At 69.8% G+C, this 13,959-nt stretch carries 11 protein-coding genes; 5 read left to right on the forward strand and 6 right to left on the reverse strand.

What is annotated here, in order from left to right; all coding sequences use genetic code 11:
• Positions 1-18 precede the first annotated feature (18 nt).
• Together ASE56_RS11160 and ASE56_RS11165 are read right to left on the reverse strand one after the other, a co-directional pair.
• Positions 19-1,317, reverse strand: a complete 1,299-nt coding sequence (locus tag ASE56_RS11160; RefSeq protein ID WP_056229298.1) for a M1 family metallopeptidase — start codon at positions 1,315-1,317, stop codon at positions 19-21.
• A complete protein-coding gene (locus tag ASE56_RS11165) occupies positions 1,314-5,252 on the reverse strand; it encodes a Pls/PosA family non-ribosomal peptide synthetase (protein ID WP_082450443.1) in 3,939 nt (1,312 codons plus the stop codon). The genes ASE56_RS11160 and ASE56_RS11165 overlap by 4 nt, the downstream gene beginning before the upstream one ends.
• A 159-nt stretch (positions 5,253-5,411) precedes the next feature.
• Here ASE56_RS11165 and ASE56_RS11170 point away from each other — a divergent pair, with 159 nt between their 5' ends.
• From ASE56_RS11170 to pstB, 4 genes are all read left to right on the forward strand, one after another.
• Positions 5,412-6,539 (forward strand): phosphate ABC transporter substrate-binding protein PstS, encoded by a 1,128-nt coding sequence (locus ASE56_RS11170; RefSeq protein WP_056229305.1) that lies wholly within the window; start codon positions 5,412-5,414, stop codon positions 6,537-6,539.
• A gap of 155 nt (positions 6,540-6,694) precedes the next feature.
• A complete protein-coding gene (gene pstC / locus ASE56_RS11175) occupies positions 6,695-7,714 on the forward strand; it encodes a phosphate ABC transporter permease subunit PstC (RefSeq protein ID WP_056229309.1) in 1,020 nt (339 codons plus the stop codon).
• A complete protein-coding gene (gene pstA / locus ASE56_RS11180) occupies positions 7,711-8,799 on the forward strand; it encodes a phosphate ABC transporter permease PstA (RefSeq protein WP_056229312.1) in 1,089 nt (362 codons plus the stop codon). The genes pstC and pstA overlap by 4 nt, the downstream gene beginning before the upstream one ends.
• A gap of 20 nt (positions 8,800-8,819) precedes the next feature.
• Positions 8,820-9,599 (forward strand): phosphate ABC transporter ATP-binding protein PstB, encoded by a 780-nt coding sequence (pstB, locus tag ASE56_RS11185; protein WP_056229315.1) that lies wholly within the window; start codon positions 8,820-8,822, stop codon positions 9,597-9,599.
• A 55-nt stretch (positions 9,600-9,654) separates the two neighbouring features.
• Here pstB and ASE56_RS11190 read toward each other — a convergent pair whose 3' ends face one another.
• The 4 genes from ASE56_RS11190 to sigK all read right to left on the reverse strand — a co-directional run bounded on the left by ASE56_RS11190 (position 9,655) and on the right by sigK (position 12,861).
• Complete coding sequence (locus ASE56_RS11190; RefSeq protein ID WP_056229318.1) at positions 9,655-10,539, reverse strand: aminodeoxychorismate lyase; 885 nt, start codon at positions 10,537-10,539, stop codon at positions 9,655-9,657.
• A 188-nt stretch (positions 10,540-10,727) separates the two neighbouring features.
• Positions 10,728-11,366 carry a hypothetical protein gene (locus ASE56_RS11195; RefSeq protein WP_056229321.1) on the reverse strand — a complete coding sequence of 213 codons (639 nt, stop codon included), beginning with the start codon at positions 11,364-11,366 and terminating at the stop codon, positions 10,728-10,730.
• A gap of 89 nt (positions 11,367-11,455) precedes the next feature.
• Positions 11,456-12,274 carry an anti-sigma factor gene (locus ASE56_RS11200; protein WP_056229324.1) on the reverse strand — a complete coding sequence of 273 codons (819 nt, stop codon included), beginning with the start codon at positions 12,272-12,274 and terminating at the stop codon, positions 11,456-11,458.
• Positions 12,271-12,861: an ECF RNA polymerase sigma factor SigK gene (sigK, locus tag ASE56_RS11205; protein ID WP_056229327.1), complete on the reverse strand. Its 591-nt coding sequence runs from the start codon at positions 12,859-12,861 to the stop codon at positions 12,271-12,273. The genes ASE56_RS11200 and sigK overlap by 4 nt, the downstream gene beginning before the upstream one ends.
• A 330-nt stretch (positions 12,862-13,191) precedes the next feature.
• On the opposite strand from sigK, the gene ASE56_RS11210 reads away from it, so the two are divergent.
• On the forward strand, positions 13,192-13,863 hold the full coding sequence (locus ASE56_RS11210; RefSeq protein WP_056229332.1) for a fasciclin domain-containing protein: 672 nt from the start codon (positions 13,192-13,194) through the stop codon (positions 13,861-13,863).
• Positions 13,864-13,959: the final 96 nt, after the last annotated feature.

Genomic DNA, 13,959 nt, shown 5'->3' on the forward strand with positions numbered 1-13,959 from the left:
GACGACGCGAGCCGGCCGTCAGGGTCGCACGGGCAATGCCACGTCGTCGATCCACCGCGAGAGCACCGCCGCGGCATCCGGTCCCCCGGCGCGCTCGACCGCGGCGCGGAAATCATCCGTGGTGACGAGGGCATGGCGGTGGTCCGCCGTCCACGACCGCAGGAGATCGAAGAACGCCTCGTCGCCGAGCGTGCGCCGCAGCGCGTGCAGCGTGAGGGCCCCGCGCTTGTAGACCCGGTCGTCGAACATGTCATCGGGCCCGGGATCGACCAGCAGGAGGTCGCGCGGCTTCGCGGCGAGTCGCGCGTAGTAGTCCGCGACGCACGACTCGACGGAGGCCCCTCCCGAGGTCTCCGACCACAGCCACTCGGCGTAACAGGCGAAGCCCTCGTTGAGCCAGATGTCGCTCCACCGGGCGATGCCCACGCTGTTGCCGAACCACTGGTGGGCCAGCTCGTGCGCCACCAGACGCTGCGCGGCGGGAACGAGGTGGTTCATCCCGAACACGGCGAGCCCCTGCGCCTCAAGGGGGATCTCGAGCTCGTCGGCGGTCACCACGAGGGTGCACGCTTCTTGGGGGTACGGCCCGAAGAAGCGGTCGAAGGCCCGCAGCATGTCGGGCACCGTCGCGAAGGCGCGATCGACCGCGGCGGTCAGGGCGGGAGGGGCGGTGACCGTGACGGCGGGCACCAGGGCGTCACCGGTGCCCTCGAGCTGACGCGTGCGGTACCGACCGACGTGCACGGCCGCCAGGTACGTCGCCGTGGGGACGTCGGAGACGAACGTCGTCGTCGTCCGACCACCCCGCCGCGTGCTCGACCCCGCGACGCCGGTGGCGGCGGCGGCGTAGCCGTCGTCGACCGTGATCTCGAGGCGCATGCGCGCCCTGTTGTCGGGGCGGTCGTTGCACGGGAACCACGTCGGGGCGCCGATGGGCTGCCCCGCGACGAGAGCGCCGTCGGTCAGCTCCTCCCAGCCCACGGTTCCCCACCGCGACCGGCGGGGAGCGGGCGCACCCGCGTAGGTCACCTCGACCTCGAAGCGGTCTCCGGCGGCGAGAGCGTGCGGGGGCGTCACACGCAGGGTCCGCGGCCCCGCCGAGAATCGCGCGACCGCCCCGTCGACGCGCACGCGCGACGTTCGGAGGCCGACGAGATCGAGAGCGAACGACGACACGTCCTCGCGCGCGACCGCGACGATCGTGGCGACGCCGTCGAGGCGGTTCGTGCGGACGCGATAGCCGATCGCGAGGTCGTACGACTCGACGTCGTACGAGAGGTCGCCGCTCTGCGGGGCGTAGGGGTCGGCCACGCTCACGTCGTCGACTGGTACGCGCGCACCTTCACCGCGCGCCACGGACCGATGGGGTTGCCGCTCCACCGCGAACCGACCGGGACGGTCTCACCGCGCATGACGAGCGAGGCGGGCCCCACGGTCGCGTGCGCGCCGAGGGTGGAGGCGGGGAGGACGACGCTGTGCGGACCGAGGGTCGACCCCGGCTCCAGCTCGACGGTATCCATACTCATGATTCGATCATGGAACAGGTGCGTCTGAACGACGCATCCGCGGTTGACGGTTGACGCGTCGCCCAACGTGACCAGGTCGGGTTCGGGCAGCCAGTAGCTGTCGCACCACACGCCGCGACCGATCTTCGCGCCGAGGCTGCGCAGCCAGACGGCGAGCGCCGGGGTTCCCGCCGCCGCGCGCGCGAACCACGGGGCAGCGACCATCTCGGTGAAGGTGTCCGACACTTCGGTGCGCCAGACGAAGCTCGACCACAGCGGCTGCTCGCCCGCGCGGATCACGCCGACGATGGCCCACTTCGCCGCGGTCGAGACCCCCGCGGCGACAGCCCCCGCCGCGAGCAGCACGACGCCCGACAACAGCAGCGTCCACACCGGACCGAGCACGACCCAGAGCGCGGCGAGAGCGAAGATCACGCCGAGGCCGATCGCGCAGGTGACGACGACCGGCACGAAGCGGCACAGCTCCCACAGCGTCCGCGCGAGACGCAGGCTCGCGGTCGGTCGATAGGTGCGCGACTCGTCACCTTCGGCCGAGAGCCGGCGAAGGCGCACCGCGGGCGAGCCCAACCAGGACGATCCCGCCTTGGCCTTCATTGGCGCCGCGGACAGCACGGCGACCAGCCCGTCCCGCGGAACGCGGTGGCCGGGCGCGGCCATTCCGGAGTTGCCGAGGAAGGCGCGCTTGCCGATCCGTACGGGCCCGATGCGCATCCACCCCGCGCGCAGTTCGTACGACGCGACCATCGTGTCGTCGGCGAGGAACGCCCCGTCTTCGATGCGCGTCATCGACGGGATCAGAAGAACCGTCGAGGCCTCGACGTCGTGTCCGACGCGCGCACCCAGCAGGCGCAGCCACACGGGCGTGAACAGCGAGGAGTAGAGGGGGAAGAGCACCGTGCGGGCGGCATCCAGGAGTCTTTCGATCGTCCACGCCTGCCACGCCACGCGGCTGCGCACCGGATGGGTGCCCTCGGTGAGGCCGATCGACATCACGCGCACGAGAAGCACCACGGATGCCGCGAACACCAGGCCCGCGACGGCGACACCCGGGACGAGCCAGGCGAAGGCGCCCGCGGCCGCGTGGCCGAGATCGTCCGCCCCGCGGATCCCCTGCGCCACGACGAGACCGCCCACGGTGAAGGAGGCGAGCGGGAGAAGAGCGAGCACCACCGCCGATGCCGCGTAGGCCCACAGCCAGCGGGTGGGCGCCGGGGGCCGGTGCGTCGGCCACCCCTTCGCCGTCCCGCCCACGCGGACGGCGGGCGATCCCGCCCACGACTGGTCCGCCTTGACGCGTCCGAAGACGGCCGAGCCCGGCGCGATCTCGGCACGGCGACCGATGCGGGTGCCGGGTGCGAGCGTCGAGCGAGCGCCGACCGTGGCCTCGGCGCCGATGCGCACCTCGCCGATGCGGACGAGATCGCCGTCGATCCAGTACCCGGTCAGGTCGACCTCGGGCTCGATCGAGGCCCCGTCGCCGACGACGAGCATTCCCGTGACGGGAGGCAACGCGTGCAGGTCGACGTTCCGACCGATCCGCGCGCCCAGCGCCCGGGCGTAGTACGACACCCAGGGGGCTCCGGCCAGACCCACGGCATCCACCTGATCGGCGATCTGCTCGGCGAGCCAGAGCCGGATGTGCACCCACCCGCCCCGCGGATAGTCGCCGGGGCGCACGCCCGAGAGAAGAAGTCGAGCGGATGCCACGGCGATCGCCATGCGCCCGAACGGCGTCGCGAAGACGAGGAGACCGACGACGAGAGCCGGCCAGGGCACCGACGGCAGCACGTCGAATCCGGGGACGAGCCGAAGGAGCGCCGAGGCCGTGAGCAGGTACAGCAGCCACCGCACACCCGAGAGGATGAACAGCGGAGCGCCGAGGAGGGTCTGCGCCCACTGGGTGGTGCGCGGCGTCGGTTCGGCGCGGTGGAAGGCGGCGGGCGTCTCGTCGGAGAGCTGCGGCCCGAGCGCCTTGGCCATGGCCCCGAGGCGCGGAACGTCGTAGATGTCGGCGACCGAGAACTCCGGCACCCGTGCCCGGATGCGCGAGACGAGCTGCGCCGCGGCGAGCGACCCCCCACCGAGATCGAAGAAGTCGGCCTTGCGCTCGGTGACGGGGATACCGAGGACGGCCTGCCACTGCTCGGCCAACCAGGCCTCGTCGACCGAGAAGTCCGTCGCGGCGGGGGCTTCCACCCCCGGCAGAGGCCACGGGAGGGCCGCGCGGTCGACCTTGCCCGAGGTGCGGACCGGCAGGGAGTCCACCACGCCGAGGAGGGGGATGGTCGCGGCCGGGAGGCGTTCCGCGAGAGCCGCACGGGCAGCCCCGCGATCGAGCTCGGCTCCGAGCTCCATCACGAGATAGCCGACGAGGACCGGCACCCCCGCTTCAGTGGTCCGCACGGCCACGGTCGCCGCGCTCACGTCCGGAAGATCCTGCAGCGCCGATTCGACCTCACCGAGCTCGATCCGGCGGCCGCCCACCTTGACCTGATCGTCCGCGCGTCCCTGGAACACCAGCCCCTCGCGCTCGAAGCGCACGAGGTCTCCCGAGCGATACGCCCGCTCCCACCCGAGGGTCGGCATCGGTGCGTACTTCTCGGCGTCCTTCGCGGGATCGAGATACCGGGCGAGGCCGACACCGCCGATGATCAGCTCGCCCACCGCGCCCTCGGGGACGGGGAGTCCCTCGGCATCCACTACCGCGAGGGCCCACCCGTCGAGGGGCAGGCCGATGCGCACGGGCAGAGAGCCGTCGAGCGGAGCCGCGCACGCCACGACGGTGGCCTCGGTCGGACCGTAGGTGTTCCACACCTCGCGCCCCTCGGCCACGAGGCGAGCGGCGAGCTCGGGCGGACACGCCTCTCCGCCGAAGATCAGCAGGCGCACGTTCTCGATCGAGTCGGCCGGCCACATCGCGGCGAGGGTCGGAACGGTCGAGACGACCGTGATCCCCTGCCGCAGCAACCACGGGGCCAGGTCCTCCCCCGAGCGCACGAGAGAACGAGGAGCCGGCACGAGGCACGCCCCGTGTCCCCAGGCGAGCCACATCTCCTCGCACGAGGCGTCGAACGCGACCGACAGTCCGGCCAGCACGCGGTCGCCGGGGCCGAGCGGCTCGCCCTGCAGGAAGATCCGCCCCTCCGCCTCGACGAACGCCGCCGCCGAACGGTGAGACACCGCCACGCCCTTCGGGACGCCCGTGGATCCGGAGGTGAAGATGATCCACGCGTCGTCGTCGATCGTGGGCGGGGCGACGACGGGGACGGCGCTCGTGCTGGGGTGCGGCGCCTCTCCGTCGTAGAGACGGACGAGATCACCCTCGGCCGCGACGAATTCCCCCTCCCCCGCGACGATGCCGCGCACCCCGGCTTCGCCGAACACCAGGCGCGCGCGCTCGTCGGGGTCATCGGCATCCACCGGCACGTAAGCGGCGCCCGCCGCCATGACCGCGAGGATCGAGACGTACAGCTCCTTCGACCCGGACGGCATGCGCACGCCCACCCGGTCGCCCCGACGCACGCCCGCCTCGTGCAGGGCCGCCGCCGTCCGCCTCACCCGCGCGAGCAATTCGCGGTAGCTGAGGGCTCCGGATCCGTCGTCGATCGCGGAGGCCTCCGGATGCCGAGACGCGACGTCTGCGAGGATGTCGATGAGGGTGCGCGCGGGAGCCGCGGCCCCCGTACGGTCGAGCGGGGCCTGAGCTTCGGAAGCGGAGGTCGTCACGGGGATGAACAGTACAACCCCCGGGAAAACACCCCGGAACGGCCGCCCCGGTTCACCTTCCGTTCACCCGTGCAACGCAGTCTGTTAGCAGTCGCTGTTTACCGTTCACGACGAACCCTGCACCGGGTTCCTGTTCCCGACATGCGAAGGATTCACACCGTGAAGCTCTCCCGACTCGCCCAGCTGGGCACCGTGGCCGCCGTGGCCTCCCTGACCCTCGCCGGCTGCGCCGGCCCCTCGGGCTCCGGCGACGCCGCGGGCTCGACCCCCTCGTCGACCTCGTCCGACGTCGCGTTCACCGTCGACCCGAACCTCTCGGGCACGATCACCGCGGGTGGCTCGAGCGCCCAGGCCAACGCGCAGGCCGCGTGGACCAGCGCGTACAACGCCCAGGCCAAGGGCGTCACCATCAACTACGACAAGTCGCAGGGCTCCGGCGGTGGCGTCACCAACTTCCTCAGCGGCGCGTACGACTTCGCCGGCTCCGACTCGCCGCTGAACGCGGACCAGACGGCCCAGTCCAAGGCCCTCTGCACCGAGGGTGGCGTCAACATCCCCGTCTACCTCGATGGCGTGGCCATCATCTTCAACATCCCCGGCGTCACGAGCCTGAAGCTCTCGGGCGAGACGATCGCGAAGATCTTCGCTCTGCAGATCACCGACTGGTCCGACCCGGCCATCACCAAGGACAACGGCACGGCCCTCTCCGCCGGCGCCATCACCACCGTCGCGCGTTCCGACGGCTCGGGCACCACGCAGAACTTCACCAACTACCTCGCCGCGACGCAGTCGTCGGTCTGGACCTCGCCCGCGGGCAAGGACTGGCCCATCGAGGGCAACGTGTCGAAGCAGAAGGGTGGCTCGGGCGTCGTCGAGGCCGTCAAGGCCGGCACCGGAACCATCGGCTACGCTGACCACTCCGCCATCGGCAGCCTGAACGCCGCATCGATCATCCAGGACGGCACCGCCATCGCCTACAGCCCCGAGGCCGTCACCGCGACCTTCGCGGCCGCCGCGGTCGACGCCAGCAACGGTGTCGCCGGTGACCTGTCGAAGAAGTTCGACTACTCGAAGCTCACCGCTGAGACGTACCCGATCCCGCTCGTGTCGTACGCCGTCACCTGCACCACGTTCAAGGACGCCAAGCAGTCCGAGCTCGTCAAGTCGTACCTCGGCTTCGTGACCAGCACGCTCGGCCAGCAGGTCGCGGCCAAGAACGCCGGCTCCGCGCCGCTGCCCGACTCGGTGCTCTCGGCTGCTGCCGAGACGCTCGCGTCGATCAAGTAAACATCTCTTCGGACTCGGCCCGGCCCGCACCTCGTGTGCGGACCGGGCCGGGCTGATCGGAGCGGTCGACCAGCTCGAACGCTCCGCTGAGCCAGCATCCTCAGAGAACACCCGACCGAGGAGAACCATGACCCGTGCCGAGCGTGAGGTCCCCCGTGACTGACACCGTCGCTGACACAGAGACCGCCCCGTCCTCCCCTCCCCCGCCTCGGACGTCGATCGTCGGCAAGCGCCGCGTCGGCGATTCGGTCTTCCTGGGGCTGTCGACCACGGCCGCCGTGTCGATCATGATCATCCTCGCCGGGGTGGCGATCTTCCTGATCATCCGCGGCATCCCCGCGATCACCGGCAACTGGACCGAGGGCGACCTCGCGGGCTACCAGAACGGCAGCTGGACCAACTTCTGGGAGTACGTCGGTCCGCTGCTGTTCGGCAGCATCTGGGCCGCGCTCATCGCCATGGTCATCGGCACGCCGGTCGCCATCGGCATCGCGCTGTTCATCTCGCACTACGCCCCGCGTCGGATCGCCGGCTTCCTCGGCTACATCGTCGACCTGCTGGCCGCGGTCCCCTCGATCGTCTTCGGCCTGTGGGGCATCATCGTCATGCGCCCGCTGCTCGTGCCGGTCGGTGAGTTCCTCAACCAGTACCTCGGCTGGATCCCGCTCTTCCAGGGCCCGGTCTCGACCACGGGTTCGACGATGTTCACCGGTGGTGTCGTCCTCGCCGTGATGATCCTCCCGATCGTCACCTCGATCACGCGCGAGATCTTCCTGCAGACCCCGCGCCTGCACGAAGAGGCCGCCCTCGCGCTGGGCGCCACGCGCTGGGAGATGATCCGTCTCGCGGTCTTCCCTTACGCCCGCAGTGGCATGGTCTCGGCCACGCTCCTCGGTCTCGGCCGCGCGCTCGGAGAGACGATGGCCATCGCGCTGATCGTCTCGCCCACCCTGATCTACTCGGTGCTGCTGCTCACCGACGGATACAACTCGCAGACCATCGCGGCCAACATCGCGCTGAACTTCCCGATCGCCACCGACCTCCAGCGCTCGGCGCTGATCGGTACCGGCCTCATGCTGTTCGTCGTCTCTCTCGCGGTGAACATGCTCGCCCGCTACATCATCGGGGCGACGGGCCCCGGTGCGAAGGGTCGCAAGAAGGGCAAGCGCTCATGACCGTCACGGCCCCCTCGTCCTCGTCTCCCCTGGCCCTCACCAGCGGCCAGCTGCCCCGCTTCATCGAGCCCGCGCTCCTGGTCGGCGTGGCCGTCGTGGTCGCGGTCATCCAGCTCCTGCTGGGCGGCTTCGCCCTCGCGACGTGGCTGATCCTCTCGGCGGTGCTGTACCTGATCGCCATCGGGGTCGGGTCCTCGATCGTCGAGAATCGCCGCAAGGCGGTGGACCGCGTCGTCCGCGGCCTGGTGACCGTCGCGTTCCTCCTCGCGGTCGCACCCCTCATCTCGACCCTGTGGACCGTGGTCTCCAAGGGCCTCGCGGTGGTCAACTGGAACTTCGTCACGCAGGTGGGCGGCACCGCCTTCAACCCCGACACCCTCGAGGTCGTCGCGACGGCGGGCGCCTGGCAGGCCATCACGGGCACGCTCATCATCACGGGTATCGCCGCCCTCATCTCGGTGCCGATCGGCGTCCTCGCCGCGGTCTACCTGGTCGAGTACGCGCAGCCGAACAACCCACTGCGTCGCGCGATCACCTTCCTCGTCGACGTGATGACCGGCATCCCCTCGATCGTCGCCGGTCTGTTCGCGTTCTCGCTGTTCAGCCTGGTCGTCGGTCCGAAGGCGTTCAGCGGGTTCTCGGCATCCATCGCCCTCTGCGTGCTGATGATCCCCATCGTCATCCGCTCCACCGAAGAGATGCTGCGCCTCGTCCCGGCCGACTTGCGCGAGGCGTCCCTCGCGCTGGGCGTGCCGCGCTCGGCGACGATCATCAAGGTCGTGCTGCGTACCGCCGCATCGGGCATCATCACCGGTGTCGTGCTGGCCGTGGCCCGCGTCGTCGGTGAGACCGCGCCGATCTTCATCGCGGCGAGCTTCACCGACAACTTCAACGCCAACCCGTTCGAAGGCCCGATGCAGACCCTCCCCGTGATGGCCTACACCGCGTACAGCTTCCCCGGTCAGGACATCGATGCGTCTCAGGCGAACGCCTGGGGTGCGGCCTTCCTGCTCGTCGTCCTCGTCGTCATCTTCAACCTGATCGCCCGTATCGTGGCGGCGGTGTTCGCGCCCAAGGCGCGCTGAGCCCAGAAAGGCACTCACTCGTGTCCAAGAGCATCGAGGTCCAAGACCTCAACGTCTACTACAGCGACTTCCTCGCGGTCGAGGGCGTCTCGATCGACATCGAGCCCCGCTCGGTCACCGCCTTCATCGGCCCCTCGGGCTGCGGCAAGTCCACGTTTCTGCGCACGCTGAACCGCATGCACGAGGTCATCCCCGGCGGTCGCGTCGAGGGCCGCGTGCTCATCGACGGCGACGACCTCTACGGTCCGGGCGTCGACCCCGTGCTCGTGCGTCGCCACGTCGGCATGGTCTTCCAGCGCCCCAACCCGTTCCCGACGATGTCGATCCGCGAGAACGTGCTGGCCGGCGCGAAGCTCAACGACAAGCGGATGCCGAAGAGCGACGCCGACGCCCTGGTCGAGAAGTCGCTGCGGGGCGCCAACCTCTGGAACGAGGTCAAGGACCGTCTCGACAAGCCCGGCGGCGGCCTCTCGGGCGGTCAGCAGCAGCGTCTGTGCATCGCGCGCGCCATCGCCGTCTCGCCCGACGTGCTGCTGATGGACGAGCCGTGCTCGGCCCTCGACCCGATCTCGACCTTCGCGATCGAAGAGCTGATCGGCGAGCTGAAGAGCGAGTACACGATCGTCATCGTGACGCACAACATGCAGCAGGCCTCGCGTGTGAGCGACAAGACGGCGTTCTTCAACATCGCCGGCACCGGCAAGCCCGGAAAGCTCATCGAGTACAACGACACCGCGTCGATCTTCACCGCACCCAGCGTCCAGGCGACCGAAGACTACGTCTCGGGCCGTTTCGGATAAGCAGTCCCGTGCGAAGGCCCCGCTCCGGCGGGGCCTTCGTCGTTCCCCGGGCCGCTCAGTCGCGGGGGCTGAGCAGGTAGGCGTTCAGTTCATCGGTGAAGGCGCGGTCCACCGGCACCTCGATCCCGTCGACGGATCGGACCGGGGCCGCGAGCCGCACGCTCGACAGCAGCCAGGCGGCATCCGCTGTGGCGAGGTCTTTCGCCGGCACCGTCTCGTACGCCGTGGTGAAGCCGCGACCCTCGAGGTACGCGAACAGACTGAGCTGTGTCGTCCCGTGCAGGATGCCGGCCTGCGGCTCCGGCGTCACGAAGCGGTCGCCGACACGCAGGACGATGGATGCCGTGGGCGCCTCGAGCAGGTAGCCGTCGCTCGTGACGAACACGGCGTCGTCGGCCCCGCGACGTTTCGCCTCGCGGATGGCGGCCATGTTGACGGCGTACGAGAGCGTCTTGGCCCCGAGCAGAAGCCAGGGAGCGCGCGCGGGGACGTCGAGGGCGTAGCCGCGATCGAGGGTGGCGACAGCGACACCTGTCGTTCGTCCGCTCGTGTTGTCGGGGGCGTCGGCGAGCGTGATCCACGCCGTCGGCGCGGGGCCGTGCTCGACGCCGCGGCTGAGCAGCAGCTTCATGACGTTCTCCCCCGCCCCCGCCTCGCGCGCCACGCGCTCGATCGCGACGCGCCACTGGGCGAGGTTCGGCGCGGGGAGGTCGCAGAGCGCCGCGGAATGCGCGAGGCGCGCGAGGTGCGGTCCGACCTCTTGCGGATGGCCGTCGACGACGCCGAGGCTCTCGAACACGCCGTCTCCGCGCTGAGCACTGAGCTCACCCACCCCGAGGGCGGGACCGTGTGGGTCGATCTCGTGCAGCGTGTCACGGTAGTCGACGCCTTCGTCATCGGATGCCGCAGGGTCGATCACGAGAGCGAAGCGCCAAGCCATGAGCCGAGCCTACGCCGCACCGCCGACACGCCCGGGTCTTGTCAACCGGGCTGTTCGAGGGAATGTCCGCGGGCGGGGCTTGTTACACTTTCCTAGCCGGGCCGCAGTAACCCCGGGCTCCATCTTCTGCCGCTATGAGCGGCCATGCGCCGAGAGGCGTTCTGCGGTCCGGCACTTATCTTTTCCGCTCAGGTCAGCGCGTCACGGCGCCAGAGAGCGGCCGACGCCGACAGGTCCTCCGCGTACGTGGCGAGCCGCAGAGCGCGCGTGGTGAGAGCTGACGCCCGCTCCGACTCGGTGTTCTCGTAGTCGTCGGCGAGATGGGTGGACCCCGCCGCCTGCACGCGGCAGAACGCCGCGGCGCGATCGAGGGCCACGGCGAAGTCCCCTTCGAAGAGCCCGCGCAGGATGGTGTCGATCAGCTGCACCAGCTCTTCGGGGCCCGCCGGCGCCGGAGCCCCGGCCACCACGGCATCCACCGTCGCCATCTCCACCCGACCGCGCTCGTAGAGCAGGGCTGCCGTGGCGGCGTCGTCGTGGATCATCAGCTGCAGAAGGTAGAGGCGCCACAGCGAGCCGGGAAGGGAGCGAGCGGGCGAGCGCGACCACAGCTCGGCGATGTCGTCGATGCCGTGATCGTCGGTGAACGCCACCAGCCGCTCGACCACGTCGATGCTCGGATCGGCGCGGACGCGCGACAAGAGCGCCTGCGCCGTGCTGTGCGCGACCCGCGACACCTCGGCCGGGTCCTCCGCCGAGAACAGACGGTCGAACAGCTCTGCGGGACGCCGAACCGGCTTGTGGAATTCGCGGGGGGAATCGCTCATGCATCCAGGCTAGAGCGTCCCCCTCGCGGGGCGGGCCGCACGCGAGGTACCCGCTGGCGACTGCACCGGAACAGGCAGTCTGAAGGTGATCAGGCCGTGGCGACGGCGAGCACGGGGGCCGAGCTCGGCGTGCCGTCGGGAGAACCACCCGCGGGTTCGACCGTCACGGCGATGACGTCACCGCTGTGCATCTCACCCGAGAGCTGAGCCGTGGCGTTGCCATCGGCATCCGGCTCGAAGATCCCGGCCGGGATCGCGATCTGGTTCTCACCGCGAACGAACCACAGCTCGTAGGTCTTGCCGTCGGGCAGCGCCGGCATGCCGTCGGCGACGAGCACGCTCTTTCCGCTCGAGGGCGACCAGTGCGCCGTGGCGACCGTTCCGTCGGGCATGGTGGCCGAGGCCGACTGCGCGTCGGGTGCATCTTCGATCTGCTGGAGGGCGACGACCGCGGCGGGCGGAGCGAACAACTGGCTGACGGTGACGGCGCCGAAGCCGAGCACGAGGACGGCGGCGAATGATGCGGCCAGTGCGAACCAGCGACGGGCGCCCCATCCGGATCCCGGAGACGCGCCGACCGTGACGGCCTCGCGCTCGGGCTCGGTGACAGCGGGGCTGGCCGCGGCGAAGTCCTCGACGTCGTCGACGGATTCGGCGGCGGAAGCGGATGCCGCTGACTCCTGCGGGAGGTCGGAGATGCGCGCGAACAGCGAAGCCCGCACGGACGGCGGAGGCTCGACGGGCTCGACGGAGTCGCCGATCGCGGCTACCGCGTCGACGGCGTGGCGCACGTGGTGGTCCCAGCTCGGGTTACCCGCGAGAGCCTCCTGGTACGCGCGCTCATCAGCCTCGGAGAGCGCGTTGAGCGCGTGTCCGACGGCGAGGTCGGCGAAATCCCTCTCGTTCACTTGTCCACCCCCATCTCCATTCTCAAGCGCGACAATCCGTCGCGCATTCGTGTCTTGACCGTACCGAGCGGCGCCCCGACGAGGGTCGCGATCTCACTTTGGCTGTACCCGCCGAAATAAGCGAGCGTGAGCGCTTCTTTCTGCGCCTCGGGGAGCGTCGCCAGTGCATCGACGACGCGCCGCCCTTCCATTTTCAGTTCGACCTTCTCGGACACGGCGTCGTATGCGACGTCCATATCCCGGAAGCCCGCGCGCACATCTCGATCGACGCTCGACTGCGAGGACCGCACGCGGTCCACCGCTCGACGGTGCGCGATCGTGAGAACCCACGATCTTCCCTGACCTCTGTTCGGAGTGAAGCGCCCAGCGGATTGCCAGATCTCGAGGAAGACCTCCTGAAGCACTTCCTCGCTCTGCGAGCGGTCCACGAGCACACGGAGGATCAGACCGAAGGCGCGGGCCGACAGGGAGTCGTACAGCTCGGCGAAAGCGGCGCGGTCGCCGGCGGCGACGCGCTGCAAGAGGACACCCACGTGGTCGGCGTTCTCCGTCCCGTCGTCGGGAAGGTCGAAACCGTCGATCACCATGACCCCATCATTGCCTACGCCCCGCGCACCCCCGCGCGCGTGTGTGCGCGTGGCGAGACAGCTCGGGGCAAACCGTTATCTTGAGCCTCCGCGGCCTTCCGGGCGTCACCGGATTCGATCGAAAAACATTCTGAAGAATATTTATTCTCGCTTGACCAGGGATTTAAAGCCCTCGAATGCCGGCGACCGGTCAAATCCGCAACATTTCGCAATCCGATCCCGAGGGGGTCCCGAAGACCCTGTGTAAGCCGCTCCACGGCGAACCGCCCCTCGCACCGGGGTGTCCCTGACGGGTCGCAGACGCGATCCGGATGATTTCGGAGGAATGTCATGCTCACCAACAAGAAGCCCGTTGTCGCTGGTCTCGCCCTCGTTCTGGGCTCGGCCTTCGCTCTCACCGCATGTTCGGGTGGCACCACCTCGGGTGGCTCGACCACCGAGGAGAGCGCAATGCCCTCGATGTCGGCCTCGCCGTCGATGTCGTCCAGCGCGATGGACCCCGCCGCCAACCTCGTCGGCCCCGGTTGCGCCGACTACGCCGCCGCCGTTCCCTCGGGTTCCGGCTCGGTCGCCGGCATGGCTGCTGACCCGGTGGCCACCGCCGCGTCGAACAACCCGCTGCTGAAGACGCTCACCGCGTCCGTCAGCGGCCAGCTGAACCCCGACGTCAACCTGGTCGACACGCTGAACGGTTCGGAGTTCACGGTATTCGCCCCGGTCGACGACGCGTTCGCCAAGATCCCGGCCGCCACCATCGACGGCCTCAAGACCGACTCGGCCACCCTGACCAAGATCCTCACGTACCACGTGGTCCCCGGCCAGATCGCCCCCGACGCGATCGACGGCACGCACACCACGGTCGAGGGCCAGGACGTCACCGTCTCGGGCTCGGGCGACTCCATCAAGGTGAACGACAGCGCCAGCGTCATCTGCGGTGGCGTCCAGACGGCCAACGCCACCGTGTACCTCATCGACACGGTGCTGATGCCCCCCACCATGTAATTCACGAAAGCGCGAGTCATCGCGTTTTCGACCGGTCGATGATCGACCGATCCTGACGGCGAGCGCCGGACCCCAGGCGAGGGGGTCCGGCGCTCG

It is taken from the genome of Microbacterium sp. Leaf203, from assembly GCF_001421275.1.
GTDB lineage: Bacteria > Actinomycetota > Actinomycetes > Actinomycetales > Microbacteriaceae > Microbacterium > Microbacterium testaceum_A.